This window comes from Psychrobacter frigidicola, assembly GCF_007997305.1.
In the GTDB taxonomy this organism is placed as follows: Bacteria; Pseudomonadota; Gammaproteobacteria; order Pseudomonadales; family Moraxellaceae; genus Psychrobacter; species Psychrobacter frigidicola.
Map to the genome: position 1 here is coordinate 215,770 of NZ_VORZ01000001.1, position 18,851 is coordinate 234,620.

Consider the following 18,851-nt stretch of genomic DNA (forward strand, 5'->3'; position numbering starts at 1 on the left):
TAGGGTAGGCAGCAACATAGTGATATTGTGGAAAACCACATTGTTTTTAAGGTAATGGTTATTCATGCAACTTTGGCAATACAAACAGCAAGTAAGAATAGTTCGTGCTTTATTAGACGCGCTTATTTTTTCCATAGTTATTGCTGGGCTGGCACTGTCAATAATTGATAAGGCAAACGCACAAACTTATTATCTAGGGGTGCTGGCACCGCAAGGAGAGCTTGCCGCCCAGCAACGTTGGCAGCCTTGGTTAAGCGAGCTTAATAAAAAGCTGAAAGGGGATACAGTCGTACTGGTGCCATTGGCGCTTGATAATTGGCAACAACAAATAGAGGCGCAGAAGTTTGCCTTTGTATTAGGGCCACAAGTACAGTTTATTAGAATGGATACTAAGGGCTGGCGCTGGCTGGCAACTTTGCAGGCCAATACTCAAACCGTAAAATCAAACGAATTTAAAATATCTGATGTTAAGCAGTCTGACTTTAAAACTGATGAGCAATATAAGTTATATAAGCAATTAGAAAACGAGCTAGCGCTAGCTAAGCAAAATAAAGCGGACAAAGTAATCAATCGGTCTATTGCGATGGAGCAGATTGCCAGTGCGTTGTGGGTAAAAGCTGATAGTGATATTCAGCAATTGCGTGATTTACAACATCGAAAAGTAGTGGCGGTTGATCCTGATGCCTTTGCAGGTTACTTACTCGCAGCCCATTTATTACAACAAAATGGCGTGACGCCTAATGATTATGAAACCCAGTTTGTCGGCTATCCGATTGAGCTGACTTTAAGTACCTTGGCCAGCGGCGCGGTAGATGCGGCAATAGCGCCTCTATGTTTGATGGAGGAGATGGCAGGACAAGGTAAGATTGATCAATCGCAGTATCGGCTTATTAACCCAGTGGCAACGGATTCTAATTGCCAGTCTTCAACCAAGATTTATCCCAATTGGACATTGGCGGCAACCAATCAAGCACCAATGGCATTAACCGAGCAGATTAATCAGTATTTATTTACTAGCGGTTCGCAAAGGAGCAATAGCGGCGCTAATGCTGCTATTGATAATACAGAGCTACGCTGGCTAGCACCTGAATCAAACAGTGATGCTGAACGTATCTTGTATGAAATGAACCGCCATCCTGCCCAAAGACAGTTGGGCGCTTATGTCATCGATTGGATACAGTCGCATCGAATCTGGGTAAGCCTTATATTTTTTATTATTATGATATCTACTATTAATTATGGTTGGATGAGCTGGCTGGCATGGCGGCGCCGGCAGCAAATAATTGTGCAGAACCAAATGCTGCGAGATTATGATCAGCAGCTTCGACAGTCAGAGCGTTTTGCAGTGATTGGGGAGATGAGTGGCGCGATTGCTCATGAAATCAACCAACCGCTGGCTACCATTCAGAACTATGCGCAAGGCTTACTTATTCGCAGCCAAAATAGTGCGGTCAATACAAACAAGGCTACTAATAACGGTAACTTAGAGCAGGAAACTAGCGAGAACGAGATTCTACGTAAAGAAGCGGTAGACAAAGAGCTTATAGAAAAGGAAAAGGTAGAGAATGCTTTACAGCAAATTGTTAATCAGACTGAGCGTGTAGCGGCAGTGATAAGCAATATTCGGCGCTGGGCAGGGCGCTCGCAAGCGGATGAAGTTAGCGTTGATATTGCAGCTACTTATCAGCAGTGCATCATGTTACTTGGCGAGAAGGCGACAGGTATTAGCTTTTGGTTCGTCAGTGACTATCAGCAATTACAGCTGCCAAGCCTAGTGCTCGATCAACTGCTTATTAATAGCGTACTTAATGCGCAGCAGCAAGGTGCCACAACTATTATGCTGCGCTGTCAGAAAGTAGACTATGTTGGTGCGTCTTGGCTTGCGCTATATATTACGGATGATGCTGGTGGGTTTGATGAGGCGCGCTTGACAGACCATCAGGCTGCTAATCAATCAAGGAATCAACAGTTACATGAGCAACAAGCTATGCATTCAACAAAGGCAGAAGGCTTAGGTTTAGGACTGATGATTTGTCAGCGCCTCTGCAAGTCGCTTGGCGGTATGATGCAACTAAGCAATGTGAATGTGAGAGATGAGTTGGATGCCGTAAAATCACTAGACAGTAGCTATCAGCAGCGTATCAAGCGCTCACTCAATAGCACGGTACAGCTGATTCAAACAGACAGCAGCTATCCACTGATGAAGACAACGGGTGCACAAGTAACTTTATATTTGCCGCTACATTTAGTGGATAATAAATAAGATGTATGAGACATATTGAACGGCACATTTTGCCAAAAATATAAAGAGTAGGGTAGCGTATGAGCTCTTTTGAGATGCCAAGTGTAAGACAAGATCCATCCGCATTAGTGGACAGCTTAGCTGATGATATCGTTCCCGAGCAGCTGATAATTCATATCATTGATGATGAAGAAAGCGTGCGAGTATCATGTGAATTTTTGATTAGTAGTTTAGGCTTACCTACTCAACTATGGTCAAGCGCAGTGACGTTTTTGCAAACTGCTGATATTTATTATCCGGCAGTAGTCATTAGTGACTTAATGTTGCCAGATATGAGTGGGCAAGCGCTGCAAATCCATTTAAACAAACAGCACAGCCCGCTTGCACTGATTGCCTTAACCGGTAATGGTGAGATTACCGATGCTGTCGCTATGCTCAAAAAAGGCGCTGCTGACTATTTAGAAAAACCTATTAGCAGCCAGCGTTTACAGGAAGCGATTGCACGGGCACAAGCCTTAACGCTTAAGCGTGCCAAGCTTTATTATATTCGTAAGCTGTATGCGCAGTTGACTGATAAAGAAAAACAAGTTGCTAATGAGCTAATGCAAGGCAATATTAATAAAATCATCGCTGATCATTTGGACGTTTCTGTACGTACCGTAGAAGTACATCGCTCGCAGGTAATGAAAAAGATGGAATCCCAACATGTGAGCGAGTTGATTCAAAAGTTGGTTATGCTTGATAGTTAGTTTTATGACTTGTAATTTGATTGGCTTTTAAGCTAATGAAAGGTGGCCTTATGATAGCTTGGTTCAATTAATGCAATAAAAAATACCTATTTAATAATATTAAATAGGTATTTTTTTGACTGATACTAAGCTCAAGTAATTAACTTAAAATCAAACTGTCATCTTCAACCTTCTCACCACGCGTTTGCTCAAACATATCAAGCAAATCATGAACGGTCATACCTTGACGTTTATCACCGGAGACATCAAGCACCACTTCACCTTGATGGAGCATCACCGTTCTACTGCCATGCGCCAATGCTTGCTGCATCGAGTGAGTGACCATCATCGTGGTCAGCTTGTTATCGGTGACAATCTGATCTGTCAACTTTAATACAAAGGCGGCAGTCTTTGGGTCAAGGGCGGCGGTATGCTCATCGAGTAACAGAATTTTGGACGGCTGTAACGATGCCATTAGCAGACTGACTGCTTGACGTTGACCACCGGATAATAAGCCCATACGATCCGTTAAACGGTTTTCTAAGCCTAATTTTAGTACCGCTAGCTTTTCTCGGAACAGTTCACGATTATTAGGATTTAATGCAAAGCTTAAACCACGTTTTTCGCCACGTTTATAGGCCAGAGCCATATTTTCTTCAATGGTTAACGCTTCGCAAGTTCCGGCCATTGGGTCTTGAAATACCCGTGCAACCCAATGGGCGCGCTGATGGGCGCTTTTTTTAGTGACATCAATACCATTAAGCAAGATAGAACCACTATCTACGCGAGTGGTACCGCTGACAGCATTCAAAAACGTTGATTTACCGGCGCCATTGGTGCCAATAACGGTCACAAACTCACCATCAGCGATATTAAGATTAATACCACGTAGGGCAGGATTCTCAATAGGCGTGCCTGGGTTAAAGGTCAAACGCAAATCTTTGGCTTGCATCATAATCGTTTTATCCTATTCTTTATTCTTGCTTTGAGCTAAGTTCGCGACATCATTTATAATAGATGCGGCTTGTAGTAATCAGCGTTTATTAACTAAAAGTTAGTAATTAACGCTTAGCAGTTGACCTTAAGCGCGGAGTTTACGGCTTAAGAATTTATTCTTAGCTTTTGGCAATACCAAAGCAAGGACCACTAACAGCGCGGTAATTAAGTTTAAATCTTGCGGGCCAAAGCCAATACTACGCAAGGTATCACTCGACAAGGCCACTTGAATAAAGAGCTTATACAGTATGGCACCGATGATAACAGCTAGGGTAATGAGCCAAATACGCTTGGCAGGGATAATAGTTTCACCAATAATAACGGCCGCAAGACCAATAACAATAGTACCAATCCCGATAGAGATATCTGCGCCACCCTGAGTCTGCACAAACAGCGCGCCCGCCAAAGCAATCAGACTGTTAGAAACTGCCATACCTATAATAGTCATCCAAGAGGTATTAATACCTTGTGCCTGTGCCATGCGTAGATTGGAACCTGTTGCGCGCATAGACAAGCCCGTTTCAGTATTATAAAACCAGTCTAAGAACAATTTGGCTACTATCACTACCACGCCAATGATGACACAACGCATCCAATAGCCATTGCCATCGTTAACCAGTGAGCTAAAAACAGTGGTTTCGCCCAATAACGGTAAGTTGGGTGCCCCCATAATACGTAGGTTGACCGAATAGAGCGCTACCATCACCAAAATACTGGCCAGTAGCTGTAAGATGCCAAGTTTGACATGCAGCCATGCGGTGACGATGCCAGCAACCGCACCTGCAAGCATCCCAAAGGCACAAGCTAGCCAAGGATTGACACCAGCGACAATAGAGATACCAGCGACCGCGCCACCTAACGGAAAGCTACCGTCAGCCGTTAAGTCAGGGAAGTCGAGAGTACGAAATGAGATAAGTACGCCAAGAGCTACGAGACCATAGATTAGACCACTTTCAAGCGCACCAAAAAAAGCAATTAAAGACATAAGGAATCAGTAAGTCATAACCAAGCGTTCAATGTATAAGTAACTGGCGTTTACCAGTCTCTTCTATCATTTGAACGGCTGAGCGGTGAATTTAACAGATTAAGCAATCTGCGGTTAGGGTAAACCAAAACATATCACAATGAGGGATTATCATAAACTACCTTGGTTCAAAAATTAGGCATAGCACTTTTGTGTTTTAAGCACTTTAAAAATAAGCCCAGCTGATTAGTTATCGCTGGGTTTTTATAGTAACAAGTTAGTTTTATAGATTTAAAGACAGACGACTATTTATTGCTGGGTAAGCAAGTCCTTTTAACTGTATTAGACGTCTGTCTTATTGGCGCTCACAAAAATCCAGCGCTATTCTACCACTTCTTTTGCTTTATCGATAACCGCTTGTGGCAAGGTAATGCCTTCTGCTGTAGCATTTTTTGGACTGACGTATAAATCAAGCGCTTGTGAGGTATAAACTGGAATATCACCTGCTTTTTCGCCATTCAAAATGCGGACAACGATTTTACCCGTCTCACGGCCAAGCTCGTAGTAGTTAACCCCTAAGGCAGCAACGGCACCGCGTGGAACAGAGCTGGTGTCAGAGGCAATCAATGGGATTTTACTTTCTTTGGCAACTTGAAACAGGGACTCATAAGCTGAAACCACGTTGTTATCAGTCGACGTATAAATCATATCAACTTTACCAACTAAGCTGCGTGCTGCCATAGCAATATCATTACTACGGGCGGCGGGTGCTTCGTGTACGGTGATACCAAGTGGCGTCAGCTTCGCTTTCAAATTTCTCAGAATAATCGTTGAGTTAATTTCACCTGGGCTATAAACATAACCGACGTTTTTTAAACTTGGGATAATTTGGCGCATTAATTCAATTTGGGGCTCATAAGGGAGCGCATCAGAGCCACCAGTCACGTTGGTACCTGAGCCATCAAGTTTAGGTACTAGCTTGGCTTCAACCGGATCGGTAACCGCTGAGAATACTAAAGGAATACTACTGGTTGCCGCTGCTACTGACTGTGCTGACGGTGTACCAATAGCTACAATAACGTCTGAGTTATCAGCAACAAATTGTTTAGCAATCTGACCGGCAGTGGCAGTATTGCCTTGGGCACTTTGGAAGTTGACAGTTAAATTCTCACCATCTTTGAAGCCGGCCTCATTGAGCTCATCAATAACGCCTTTACGCACTTCATCAAGCGCTGGATGCTCAACGATAGCAGTGATGGCAACATGCTTCATTGCGGTTGCAGCATCACCGTTATTAGTGCCATCAGCAGTAGTGGTGTTTTGTGCTGATTGGTTGCATCCGGTCAGAATAGCGGTACAGACACCGCCCCATAGTAAGGCCTTGCTAAAACCACTAAAACGTTTTTGATACAACATGGGTCATACTCCTAAAGGTGACTATGTGACCGTACAATATATAAAAAAGAGATAAGCTGATATTTCAATAAGGGCTACTTGTCGGTATTTATTGCTACTATCTATTTCTCAGTAAATTTAGTGTCTACATTAATGGCATTTTTGAGCATAACCGCTGGCAAGCTAACGCCCTGCGCTTTGGCATGCTTGGGACTGACATATAAGGTCAGCTCATTCATCACTTCAGGTTTAATGGTATTGACCGCTTCACCATTTAATATGCGGTAAACCATCTTGCCAGTCACGCGGCCAAAGTCATAATCATTGACCCCAAGCGCTGCGGTTGCGCCGCGCTGTACACTAAATTCGTCAGAGGCAATAATTGGAATTCGTATCTCATTAGCGGCTAAAGTCATCGCTTCAAAAGCAGATGCTACGTTATTGTCAAATGAGGTGTAAATAATATCCGCACGGCCCTGCAAACTGCGGGTTGCCATGCCAATATCTGTAGGCCTATTGGCTGGAATGTCTAACAAGAATAAATTGCGTGCCGGTAGTACTTTTTTCAGCTCATTACGCAGCGATACTGAGTTGGCCTCACCTGGGCTATAGACATAACCGATGGTTTTTAAATCAGGCTTGATTTGCTGTAATAAGTCTAGCTGCGGGTTTAATGGTAGTTGGCTGGATAGACCCGTTAGATTGTCCTGAAACGGCTTGCCATCTGCAGTAAGTAATTTAGCGCCCATTGGGTCGGATACCGCAGTATAGACAATAGGAATGCTGGAAGTTGCCGAAACGATAGACTGCGCAGAGGGCGTAGAGATTGCTACAATTGCATCGGGATTGTCACCCACAAACTGTTTGGCAATCTGGCCAGCAGTGGCAGTATTGCCTTGGGCGCTTTGGAAGTTAACTGTCAGGTTTTGACCTTCAATATAACCATTGTCTGCTAGCTCATCGATGATACCGCGGCGCATATCATCTAATGACGGATGCTCGACAATCTGCGTGATAGCCAGTGTTTTAGCTGGTTTATTTGCAGTCGCAGCATTATCCGCCGTTGGCGCAGTTTCAGTAGAAGAGTTTGAGCAGCCCATTAGGCCAAGCATACTAATGGCACTAATAGCAGCTCCGCACAGGCTTAAGCGTAGAGTAGAAGCAATGGTCATTATTATTTTAACTCATAGGTTGGAAAATGCAGGTTAGGCAAGTCAATGCGAAGAGGCGAACACTAAAGTAATCGATTCGTTAGTTTATCAATGATTTAATTCTTTAATCTATCGACCAGAATAGCTATATTATGACAGCAATAACACTTATCGCAATAAAAACTTAAAGCGGGTTCGTCATGGCAGTAAATAGAATAAAAAACAACGATTTTATTCTATAATTTTGGCGTTTTTATCATAAAAAAAGATGCCATAATGACATCTTTTCCATATTAACATAAAGGTTTAAACCAGTGCTTCTGTGACGTTAAGCCAGCACATCACCAACGATTGCCTCGTCTGGTAAAGTAATAACCACTAGGGCTGTTTTTGGGTCACCAGCGGACAATACCATACCTTCTGATATGCCAAATTTCATTGTACGCGGCGCAAGATTAGTCACACAAATTACCTTTTTATTGACCAATTGCTCAGGCTCATAAAATTTACGGATACCACTAAACACATTGCGTGGCTTATCTTCACCAACATCTAGAGTAAACTGCAGCAACTTATCGGCGCCTTCCACATAATTACATTCTAAGACATGGGCAACTTTCATCTCAACCTTACTGAAATCGTCAATACCGATATAATCAGTTAGTTTCGCACTGTCTGCAGTTGACTTAGCTTTAGTTGATTGAGTGTTTTTGGCAGCAGGCATGCTTGTAGTAGCTGATCTTGTGTCTGACGTAGCAGTTGCACCCAATGACGCTTTCGACGCTTCAACCATCGCTGCCACATCTTTCTCTTCAATACGCTGCATGAGTGGTTTGAACTTATTAATTTGATGTCCAAGTAGCCACTCATTGCGGCTAGCAAAGCTCAAGTTATCGATATTGAGGAACTCTTTGGCGTTGTTAGTAAGCTCTGGTAGAACTGGCGCAAGATAAACCATCAATTGACGAAAGATGTTAATCGCAACCGAGCAGACGTCTTGGACTTCTTGCTCTGAGCCTTCAACCTTGGCGAGCGCCCACGGTTTTTTCTCATCGATATATTCATTCGCTTTATCCGCGCACTGCATAATCAAGCGCATAGCTCGTGAGAATTCGCGGTTTTCATAAGCTGCGGCAATCTCATCACCAGTTTTAGTAATGTCTTCTAATAGACGTGGTTCTGCACAAATCTCTGTTAGCATGCCATCATATTTCTTAACCAAGAATCCTGCACTACGACTGGCAATGTTGACCACTTTACCGACCATGTCAGAATTGACTTTTTGCATAAAGTCTTCTAAATCAAGATTGATATCCTCAACCTTATCAGACAGCTTACTGGCAAAGTAATAACGCAAATATTCAGGGTGCAAATGCTCAGCGTAAGTTTCAGCTTTGATGAAAGTACCGCGCGATTTACTCATCTTCTCGCCATTGACCATCAAAAAGCCGTGTGCAAAGACCCCAGTTGGCGTACGGAATTCACTGCCAGCCAGCATCGCTGGCCAAAACAGTGCATGGAAATAAACGATGTCTTTGCCAATGAAATGATAAACCTCAGTTTTGTTCTCGTTTTCTGGCAGCCAATAGCGATCAAAGTCGAGGGCATTATCCGACCCAACACGTTTCTCGCACAGGTTCTTAAAGCTTGCCATATAACCAACTGGGGCATCCAACCACACATAGAAATATTTGTCCGGCTCATCGCTTGGGGTATCTGGAATTTGAAAACCAAAATACGGCGCATCGCGGGAAATATCCCAGCTGGTGAGACCAGCGTCAAACCACTCTTGTAGCTTATTGATAATAGAAGGTTGCAAACGATTGTCAGTGCGTGTCCAATCTTGCAAAAACTGACTAAACTCTGGCAAGTCAAAGAAATAGTGCTTTGATGTTTTAAGTACGGGTGTGGCATCTGATAACGTTGAGCGTGGATCTTTTAATTCTGTAGCGTCATAAGTCGTGCCGCATACTTCGCAGTTATCGCCGTATTGATCGGCAGCTGCGCATTCAGGACAAGTGCCTTTAACAAAACGATCCGCTAAAAACAGCTGTTTCTCAGGATCAAATAGCTGCTCGACATCTTTAGTAGATATGTGTCCAGCGCTATTAAGTCTACGGTAAATGAGCTCAGAGAAATGCTTGTTTTCTTCTGAATGGGTCGTGTAATAATTATCAAAATTAATCAAAAATTTGGCAAAATCAGCTTCATGAGAGGCTTTAACGTTAGCAATTTGCTCTTCTGGGGTCACGCCATTATCTTCGGCTTTGAGCATAATCGCCGTACCGTGTGCATCATCGGCGCAGACGTAGGTAACTTGATGACCTTGCGCTTTCATCGCCCGTGCCCAAATGTCAGTTTGAATATATTCGACAAGATGGCCTAAATGAATATCACCGTTGGCGTAGGGCAAGGCACTGGTTACTAGAATTTCACGCACAAAATCACCTATGTTTCAGTATAAAGGGGTTAATTAGTAGACGTCAGCCTTTAGCTGTGATCAAATTATGGTCGAAAATAGCGAGATACGCTAATTATAAATAGTGAGCTGAAGACCTGACGTTATAAAAACGAAAAATTGTGTTTATGATACCGTAATTTGAGTAAATTTGTGACCTTAGTTTATTATTAAAATAAGCAGTTAATTCTATACTGTCTATATGTGATTTTTATTATTGGTTAGTTAGTATTGATACAGTCAAATGGATATAAATTACTCAGCTTTTTGCTTTTGAAATTATTTAAGTTTGATATAACTTTTTATTTGGTTAACCCTAACTTTGTTCATTCAATAATAATCATAAATTAACCTGCAATAGTTCGATAAATAGTTTATATTAAGTGAGCACTAAATCCAACGGATGGATATCAGCGTGCGCTACACATTGTTTTTAGCCCTATTCTTAAATTAGATGCTACCTATAATGTCCATAAAGATATTGCCCGTCCAATACGATTCAATCTAAATCCATAAAAATCAACCTATTTATATTACTGCTCAACTCCTCGTGTCTATTAAAATAAAATGGTTTGTTCGCTATCCTATTATTATCTATAAGCATTATTTTATCTAAAGTCTGTTAATCAAAATATGCCTTTGGCACATCTAAACATGCATTGAACATTCTCTAAGTAGCAGCATTTGACGGGCTGTTACTTATTCAAAACTGCGCAATAAGAAGGATATCTATTGCGTGTTAACCCTTGGTATGGCTTTAATACGCAATAATAGTGGCACAAGTCAACTGCCTGCCATAACGCTTGCATATTGCTGCTACAACCACACTTACCCATAATAAGGACAATATATGGCGACTCAAATACAACAAGACTTGACAGGCAAGGTAGCCTTAATCACCGGTGCAGCAGCTGGTATCGGACGTGACATCGCAGAGACTTATGCCAAAGCGGGTGCTGTCGTCGGCATCGCTGATATCGATACTGAAGGCGCGCAAGAAACCGTTGATATTATTACTAAAGCGGGCGGCAAAGCGCTGGCAATCAATATGGACGTCAGATCCGAAGATGCTGTCAACAATGGCGTCAAACAGCTGGTCGATACTTTTGGTGGCATTGATATTTTGGTTTCTAACGCAGGGATTCAGCTCATTGATCCTATTAATAAAATGAGTTTTGAGAATTGGAAAAATTTGCTAGCCACGCATTTAGATGGTGGGTTTTTGACTACTAAAGCTGCCGTAGAATATATGTATAAAGATAATAAAGGTGGCACAATCATCTATATCGGCTCCATTCATGCTCATGATGCGTCCCTATTTAAAGCGCCTTATATTACTGCTAAGCACGGCTTACTGGGCCTATGCCGTGCCGTTGCCAAAGAAGGCGCACCGCACAATGTGCGCTCGCATATGATATCTCCAGGCTTTGTGAGAACGGCCATGGTTAATGACCAAATTCCGTTACAAGCTGCTCAAAAAGGCATCACAGAAGACGAAGTGGTCAATGACATAATGTTGGTCAATACGCTTAATAAAGAATTTACCACCATTGAGGATGTATCACAAACGGCACTATTCTTAGCCGCATTCCCAACCAATGTCTTTACCGGTCAGTCTATCAACGCCAGTCATGGTTGGTGCATGAGATAATTTTTTAAGTTCATTTTTTATAAATTAAAGAACTATAAGATAAAAAAATAAGTTTTGAATTACCACAACGCGAGTTTTACTGGCGTTGTGGTTTTTTTATAGGTATTGTGTGCTCACAATTACCTTAGGAATCTTGCGTGCTGATATCTTGAATCTCAAACCTATAATAAACTGAACAGTTGAAAACTGTTGAAGGTCAGTACCTTTTTTATTAGGCTCAGTATTTACTAGGCTCAGTGAGCTGTATTTGGTGTTATGTTCAGTAAAGCGGTATGATGTGCGTCTAATTAATTTAAAAATTATGATATTAATAATAAACATCTTAGCATCTCGTTTTCTATTAACTTGAGCCAATGATATTGGCTCTTTTTATTGATTCTATTGAAGGGCGCTTGTTGCACCGTTTTAGGGTCGTACGGAGTAAAAAAATAATGAACTATGAAACCCTTGCGTTGACGTTAAGCAATGCGATCGAACAACAACGTTTTGATGAAGCGATTAATCAGGTTCAAGCTTTACGTCCCATTGATACAGCTGATATATTAGCGCTAGTTAAACCATCGCTTGGTTGGCAGCTATTAGAGCGTCTGCCGAATCGCTCCACGATTTTTTCTTACCTAGAAGATAATGTTCAGGTGGCTTTAGCACAAGAGTTTCCTCGGGACAGTATGGCAAGATTGGTCGGTGAAATGCCTTCTGATGAACGTGCTGATTTATATAACTATCTGGATCAAGACCAACGTGATGCTCTATTACCGGCACTGGCACAAGCGATGCGCGAAGATATTCGCAGGCTAGCAGCCTATGAAGAAGGTACGGCTGGGGCTTTAATGAGCTCTGATTACGCCACTTTAGGAGCAGAGATGAATGTTTCTGAGGCACTGGCTGCTTTGCGACTAGAAGCCCCTGATGCAGAAACTATTTATCACGCCTACGTGATTGACGAACAGCGTAAATTATTAGGGGTCGTATCGCTACGCACCTTAATTTTAGCGTCTCCGGAGCAGTTAATTGGCGATATCATGGTTAGCTCTGTTGTGTCTTCCAATGTTAACGAAGATCAAGAAGACGTTGCTAAAACCGTTGCCCGTTATGACTTGATTGCTTTACCAATCATTGATGATAGTGGTGCGTTAGTAGGTATCGTAACTCATGATGATGCGATGGATGTCGCGAGCGATGAGGCTACCGATGACTTTCATAAGTCAGGTGGTGTTTCTACCATGGTTGGCCGATTAAAAGATGTCAGCATTAGTATTTTGTATCGCAAGCGCGTATTTTGGCTGGTATTTTTAGTATTTGGTAATCTGTTTTCTGGGTTGGGTATTTCACACTTTGAAGATGTAATTGCCGCTAACTTAGTATTGGTATTTTTCTTACCCTTGTTAGTCGATAGTGGCGGTAACGCCGGTTCTCAGTCTGCCACCTTAATGGTACGAGCTCTCGCGACTGGTGATGTGGTGATGCGCGACTGGTTCTCACTATTAGGCCGAGAAGCAATGGTGGCGTTATTACTGGGCGCTACCATGGCAGTCGCTATTTCTATCATCGGTTATATCCGTGGTGATGCAGTGGTGTCTTTAGTGTTAGCGCTTAGCATGATGTGCGTCGTAATGATTGGCTGTGTGATTGGTATGAGTTTGCCTTTCGTACTTAATAAACTTGGCTTTGACCCTGCTACTGCCAGTGCGCCATTGATAACGTCGGTATGTGACGCCTCGGGTGTGCTTATTTATCTATTTATTGCCTCAAAGTTTTTAACGGTATAAATACCTCGGCTGAAGCTATGAGCTATTAGTGTTATGGTTTTTTTATGTACCTAATTCAGCTACACTGTTGTGATTAAAAGGTTTAATGGACTTACTGGTTATTCATACCTGCTAAGTCAATTTATTATTAATGGTTAGAATAATAATGACATTCATATATTCATAACGACAGAGAAGGTAGCTATGTTTAACTTTATAAAAAAAATAACCGCGTCAAAATCTGAGACCCCGCAGCAACAAGCAGTACGTGATAGCGCCGTTGACAAGGTGCTACTGGATTATAACGTAGGTAATGTAAGTATTTCACAAATGGTAACTGGTCTAGATCGTGATGGTGACCAGCTCACTTTAGAGTTGCGCTTGCCGCAAGATTGCGACCCTGAAATGATTCAACAAGAGCTTGGAAACTTGTTGCATCCGCACGGTATTAAAGCGATTCATATGAATGTACGTCTGCCAGCACCAGCTAAAGGGGAGGCTAAAACCTTGCCCAAGCAAATGCCTAAAACCACCGATGCCATGGGTAATAATAGCAAAGCAACCTCGAAGCCAAGCCCGAATGCAGAACCACCTATTACCAAGGCGGCGCCAACCCAAGCATCACTGTCTCCTCATCCTCATATTCGCCATATTATTGTTGTAGCCTCTGGTAAAGGCGGTGTCGGTAAATCAACCACTACCGTTAATATTGCCTTGGCATTACAAAAGCTTGGTAACCGCGTTGGTGTACTCGATGCGGATATTTATGGGCCTAGTATGCCAACCATGCTAGGGGTAGCTAATATAAAGCCTGAGTTAGAGAACGAACAATTTATACCTATTAATGCTCATGGTATGGCAATGTTGTCTATTGGCAGCTTGCTTGATGATGACAATACGCCTGTTGCTTGGCGCGGGCCAAAAGCGACAGGCGCATTAATGCAATTATATAACCAAACCAATTGGCCACAGCTTGATTATTTAGTCATTGATATGCCCCCTGGTACCGGTGACATTCAGTTAACCTTGGCGCAGCGCATTCCAGTAACTGGCGCGGTTATTGTCACCACCCCGCAGCATATTGCCCTACTTGATGCCCAAAAAGGCATTGAGATGTTTAATAAAACTAATATTCCTGTGCTGGGTGTGGTCGAGAATATGGCGCTACATACTTGTAGCAATTGCGGTCATACCGAAGCCATTTTTGGGGTTGGCGGCGGTGACCGTATCGCAGAACAGTATCAGGTTCCGCTATTAGGTCGGCTGCCGTTAGCCGTTGGCATCCGTGCGCAAGTGGATAAAGGCGTACCGAGCGTCTTGGCTGATGATGAATTTGCGCCGTACTATATAAGTATTGCCAAAAATATCGAAGCCAATATCGATAAATTTGCAAAGCCTGTTGATGATAAGCGTATTTTTTAGAGAAATTAAGCAAGTTTACTATGTTGGCGAGGGGATTTTAAACGCTAAGGTGCTATAAATTGAGTCTACAGTTACGTATAATCCCCGCTATTGAATGTTTTTAAGGAATAACAATGTCTATCAAGTCTGACCGCTGGATTCGAAAAATGGCTGAAGAGCACGGCATGATTGAACCATTTGAAGCTGGTCAAGTGCGTTTTAATGACAAAGGCGAACGCTTGGTCAGCTACGGCACCTCAAGCTATGGTTATGATGTACGCTGCGCACCAGAGTTTAAAGTGTTTACCAACGTGCATTCAGTAGTCGTTGACCCGAAGAACTTCGATGAAAGAAGCTTTATTGATATTGTCGGTGATGAGTGTATTATTCCACCTAATTCATTTGCCTTGGCGCGTACGGTGGAGTATTTCCGCATCCCACGTGATGTGCTGACCATCTGCCTTGGTAAATCGACTTATGCCCGTTGCGGTATTATCGTTAATGTCACGCCACTTGAGCCTGAGTGGGAAGGGCATGTCACGTTGGAGTTTAGCAATACCACTAATTTGCCGGCCCGTATTTATGCGGGTGAAGGCGTGGCGCAAATGTTGTTTTTCCAAAGTGATGCTGACGATGTTTGTGAGACCAGCTATAAAGATCGCGGTGGTAAATACCAAGGTCAAACAGGTGTGACATTACCAAAAACTTAGTAAGTATCAATATTTAGACATAAAAAAGCTGGGCGTAATTGATACGTCCAGCTTTTTTTTGGCAGCAGTTATTATTGTTATTTTAAAACTTTTAGTCCTGCTTTATTGTCACGTTTGGGCTTAGGCGTGGCCGTAGTATTGTTTGTTTTAGGTAATGACGCCGAATCTTGTTCTGGATGATAGTCATCATATTCATTAGGATCAAAAAACATTCCTTGTGAATTCTCTTTAGCATAAATGCCTAATACTGCAGTAATTGGTACCCAGATCTCCTGCGATACCCCACCAAAACGTGCACTAAAATGAATATAATCATTTTCCATACTCATATTACCGGTGGCACGGCTCGCGATATTAAGAACAATACGTCCATCTTGCACATGTTCAGTCGGAATCTGTACGTTCTTAGCGGTTGCATCGACCATTAGATAAGGCGTAAGTGCGTTATCCTCTATCCAGTGATAAAGCGCGCGTACCATATAGGGACGGGTGGGAGTAATAGAAGTAGTGTCGCTCATCTGATGCTTTCCTATATGAATATGATTAAATAATGATTTATTTAGTGGTCTTATTGTTATGTAATTTAATACTTATCAAAAAAGCTTACTCAGCGAATGCTTGCTTGAAAGCTTTTGCGTTCAAATACTCGCGTTTGGTAGTCGAGCAGCGGACGGCTAATAGCAGGCGGCAAGACAATATCCATCTCCTCTAAGCGCCATAATAGAGGTGCTAAAAGCACATCGCACCAGCCGAAATCATCTGCCATAAAATAAGATTTATGAGCGAACAACGGTGATAAAGTAATCAAAGAATCCGCCAGCTGTTTTTTGGCTAAGGTCGATTGAGCTTTATTAAAACTGTCAGGGTGCATCAATAAGCGTTTACCTAATACCAGCCAATCACGCTGAATACGCCACGCCAGTTGTCTGAACTGGGCGCGCTCTTGCGGGGTATCTGGCAGCAGTTTGTTAGTATGATAACGCTCTTCTAAGTATTCAAAGATAACGTTAATCTCATAGAGTGCAATTTCACGTTGCTGCAGCACTGGCAAGGTATGATAAGGATTAAGCTCAGTCAAGTCTTCAGGACGCTCTGAATGCAGGCGTGATAAATAATAGGCTAGCTTCTTTTCTTCAAGTATTAAGCGCACTACATGACTGTCGTAGCCATCGTCAGCGTACAGAATCAGCTGACTACTTGGAATGTTATTCGCATCAATCATGAGAGCCTATTGTTATGTGTTAAGGTTGTTATCGTAAACAAAGTGGCTCTCTTTATCAAGGTAGTAAGCGTAAGCTACGCTTTAATAGCAATGTTGAGCTTATCAAATATGCATTTTAAATCTTTGATTTGAGTAACATATGAATAACTATATAACTAAGTGAAAAAAATATAATCTAGCAATACATGTATGAGATACAAGAAAAAAGCACTACCGAAGTAGTGCTTTTTTTGTGCTTGTATATAGTACTTAGTCTTTGCTTTGTTAGCTTATTTAATATCTTTCCAAAATTCTTTATTAAGTAAGTAAACTGGAATGAGTAAGACTAATAAGAAAATAATCACAAAGAAGCCGATAACTTGACGATCATGGCGGACAGGTTCAGCCATCCATGCCATAAAGTTGACCAAATCACCTACTTCAGTTTCAAATTCTTCTTTACTCAAGTCTTCCTGCAAGTTATGCAAAACATGAGGCATCGCTGCGTTTGCAAGCACTAAGTTATTAGCGCCCCAAGGACGACTTGGGTCTTCGTAAAACGATAAAAGGTAGGTATAAACCCAGTCATCACCGCGCAATCTTGATTCAAGTGACAGGTCTGGCGGCGCTGCCCCAAACCATGATGCTTGAATCTCAGGATCGATCTCAGCATTGATATGATCACCGATCTGATCGGTAGTAACCATCAAGTATTTTTCGACCAACTCAGGTGGTATTTCTAAGTCTTTAGCGATGCGCGAATGACGAACGTATTTCGCTGAGTGACAACCTGCGCAGTAGTTCATAAACATCTTCGCGCCGTTCTGTAGCGAACCCTTATTGGTAAAATCAATAGGGGCTGTGCTACAAGCTAAATGCTCTACAACACCGTCAGCGTTAGTAAAAGTCCCGCAAGCGCCTTCCGCCATTGCGGTACCAGCAGTCAAAGTTAATGCCGCACCTAAGCCCAAACCTGTTAGGTATTTTGTTAGCGTGTTCATTAGTGACCTCCGGTAACGCGTTCTGGTGGCTGTTTACACTTCTCAATAGCCGTATAAATCGGCATCAATAAGAAAAACAAGAAATACAAGACTGTAAATATACGCGCTGCTAAAGTTGCTGCATCCGTCGTTGGCGTTGCACCTAGATAACCTAGAGATACGAAGCTAATTGCAAAAACAGTCAAAGCAATTTTCGATAAGATGCCTTTGTAACGCATAGAGCGGACAGGAGATCTATCAAGCCACGGAATTAAGAACAACACCGCAATTGCCGCACCCATTGCAATAACACCACCCAGCTTATTCGGAACCGCACGTAAGATGGCATAGAAAGGAGTGTAGTACCATACTGGTGCAATATGGGCAGGTGTTTTTAGTGAGTTTGCTGCCTCAAAGTTAGGTGGCTCAAGGAAGAAACCGCCGCCCTCTGGAAAGAAAAATACCACTGCAAAGAAGCAAATAAAGAACACCACGATACCAACCATGTCATGCACGGTATAATAAGGATGGAATTCGATACCGTCTAATGGCACGCCATTTTTATCTTTTAGTTTTTTAATGTCAATGCCATCAGGGTTGTTCGAACCAACATGATGCAGAGCCACTAAATGCATGAATACTAGGCCGACTAATACTAGCGGAATAGCAACCACGTGTAACGCGAAGAAACGGTTTAGCGTAATACCTGAGATAATGTAATCCCCACGTACCCATTCAGCAAGACCATCACCAATGACTGGCAGAGCAGCAGGAAGGTTTAGAATAACCTGTGCACCCCAGAATGACATATTGCCCCACGGTAATAGATAACCGAAGAAACCTTCTGCCATTAAGGCTAAGTAAATACCCATACCGATAAGCCAAATCAGCTCACGCGGTTTTTGGTATGACCCATAGAGCAATGCTCTGAACATGTGCAAATACACCACGACGAAGAACGCAGATGCGCCAGTCGAGTGCATATAACGGATGAGCCAGCCACCTTTAACATCACGCATGATATATTCAACAGACGCAAATGCCCCTTCGGCGCTTGGGTTGTACATCATCGTAAGCCAAATACCAGTGACTAATTGGTTAACCAACACCACCATCGACAACACGCCAAAGAAGTACCAAAAGTTAAAGTTCTTTGGTGCATAGTACTTTGACATATGGTATTCATAGGTTTCAGTCGCCGGAAAGCGCGCGTCCACCCATTGCAT

General features: G+C 42.5%; 15 protein-coding genes. 6 read left to right on the forward strand and 9 right to left on the reverse strand.

From position 1 onward, the window contains the following. The first annotated feature begins 64 nt into the window (after positions 1–64). Positions 65–2,263 carry a sensor histidine kinase gene (locus ES754_RS00895; protein WP_147221205.1) on the forward strand — a complete coding sequence of 733 codons (2,199 nt, stop codon included), beginning with the start codon at positions 65–67 and terminating at the stop codon, positions 2,261–2,263. A 59-nt stretch (positions 2,264–2,322) separates the two neighbouring features. Beyond that, the gene (locus ES754_RS00900) at positions 2,323–2,991 is read left to right on the forward strand and encodes a response regulator transcription factor (protein WP_147221208.1); all 669 of its coding nucleotides are present in this window, start codon (positions 2,323–2,325) and stop codon (positions 2,989–2,991) included. Positions 2,992–3,130: 139 nt separating this feature from the next. Here ES754_RS00900 and ES754_RS00905 read toward each other — a convergent pair whose 3' ends face one another. From ES754_RS00905 to metG, 5 genes are all read right to left on the reverse strand, one after another. Then, complete coding sequence (locus tag ES754_RS00905; protein ID WP_147221210.1) at positions 3,131–3,925, reverse strand: ABC transporter ATP-binding protein; 795 nt, start codon at positions 3,923–3,925, stop codon at positions 3,131–3,133. A gap of 126 nt (positions 3,926–4,051) precedes the next feature. Further along, the gene (locus ES754_RS00910; protein ID WP_147221212.1) at positions 4,052–4,951 is read right to left on the reverse strand and encodes an ABC transporter permease; all 900 of its coding nucleotides are present in this window, start codon (positions 4,949–4,951) and stop codon (positions 4,052–4,054) included. Positions 4,952–5,311: 360 nt separating this feature from the next. Further along, entirely contained in the window at positions 5,312–6,346 is a 1,035-nt protein-coding gene (locus ES754_RS00915; RefSeq protein ID WP_147221214.1) for an ABC transporter substrate-binding protein, read from the reverse strand. A 101-nt stretch (positions 6,347–6,447) separates the two neighbouring features. Continuing rightward, on the reverse strand, positions 6,448–7,497 hold the full coding sequence (locus ES754_RS00920) for an ABC transporter substrate-binding protein (RefSeq protein ID WP_147221216.1): 1,050 nt from the start codon (positions 7,495–7,497) through the stop codon (positions 6,448–6,450). A 307-nt stretch (positions 7,498–7,804) separates the two neighbouring features. Next, positions 7,805–9,916 (reverse strand): methionine--tRNA ligase, encoded by a 2,112-nt coding sequence (metG, locus tag ES754_RS00925; protein WP_147221218.1) that lies wholly within the window; start codon positions 9,914–9,916, stop codon positions 7,805–7,807. Between the two features lie 868 nt (positions 9,917–10,784). On the opposite strand from metG, the gene ES754_RS00930 reads away from it, so the two are divergent. The 4 genes from ES754_RS00930 (at position 10,785) to dcd (ending at position 15,444) form a co-directional block, all read left to right on the forward strand. Further along, the gene (locus ES754_RS00930) at positions 10,785–11,585 is read left to right on the forward strand and encodes a 3-hydroxybutyrate dehydrogenase (RefSeq protein ID WP_147221220.1); all 801 of its coding nucleotides are present in this window, start codon (positions 10,785–10,787) and stop codon (positions 11,583–11,585) included. Positions 11,586–12,016: 431 nt separating this feature from the next. After that, positions 12,017–13,354 (forward strand): magnesium transporter, encoded by a 1,338-nt coding sequence (gene mgtE, locus ES754_RS00935; protein ID WP_147221222.1) that lies wholly within the window; start codon positions 12,017–12,019, stop codon positions 13,352–13,354. Positions 13,355–13,537: 183 nt separating this feature from the next. Beyond that, a complete protein-coding gene (gene apbC, locus ES754_RS00940; RefSeq protein WP_147221224.1) occupies positions 13,538–14,755 on the forward strand; it encodes an iron-sulfur cluster carrier protein ApbC in 1,218 nt (405 codons plus the stop codon). A 113-nt stretch (positions 14,756–14,868) separates the two neighbouring features. After that, positions 14,869–15,444: a dCTP deaminase gene (gene dcd / locus ES754_RS00945; RefSeq protein WP_147221226.1), complete on the forward strand. Its 576-nt coding sequence runs from the start codon at positions 14,869–14,871 to the stop codon at positions 15,442–15,444. Positions 15,445–15,521: 77 nt separating this feature from the next. Here the strand turns inward: dcd and ES754_RS00950 are convergent, their stop codons facing one another. From ES754_RS00950 to ES754_RS00965, 4 genes are all read right to left on the reverse strand, one after another. Next, positions 15,522–15,962: a ClpXP protease specificity-enhancing factor gene (locus tag ES754_RS00950; protein ID WP_147221228.1), complete on the reverse strand. Its 441-nt coding sequence runs from the start codon at positions 15,960–15,962 to the stop codon at positions 15,522–15,524. Between the two features lie 89 nt (positions 15,963–16,051). Beyond that, on the reverse strand, positions 16,052–16,666 hold the full coding sequence (locus ES754_RS00955) for a glutathione S-transferase N-terminal domain-containing protein (RefSeq protein ID WP_147221230.1): 615 nt from the start codon (positions 16,664–16,666) through the stop codon (positions 16,052–16,054). 269 nt (positions 16,667–16,935) lie between these two features. Further along, positions 16,936–17,646 (reverse strand): cytochrome c1, encoded by a 711-nt coding sequence (locus ES754_RS00960; protein ID WP_147221232.1) that lies wholly within the window; start codon positions 17,644–17,646, stop codon positions 16,936–16,938. Then, positions 17,646–18,851, reverse strand: coding sequence for a cytochrome b (locus tag ES754_RS00965; protein WP_201538832.1), 1,206 nt, complete (start codon positions 18,849–18,851; stop codon positions 17,646–17,648). Before ES754_RS00965 ends, ES754_RS00960 begins: the two co-directional genes overlap by 1 nt.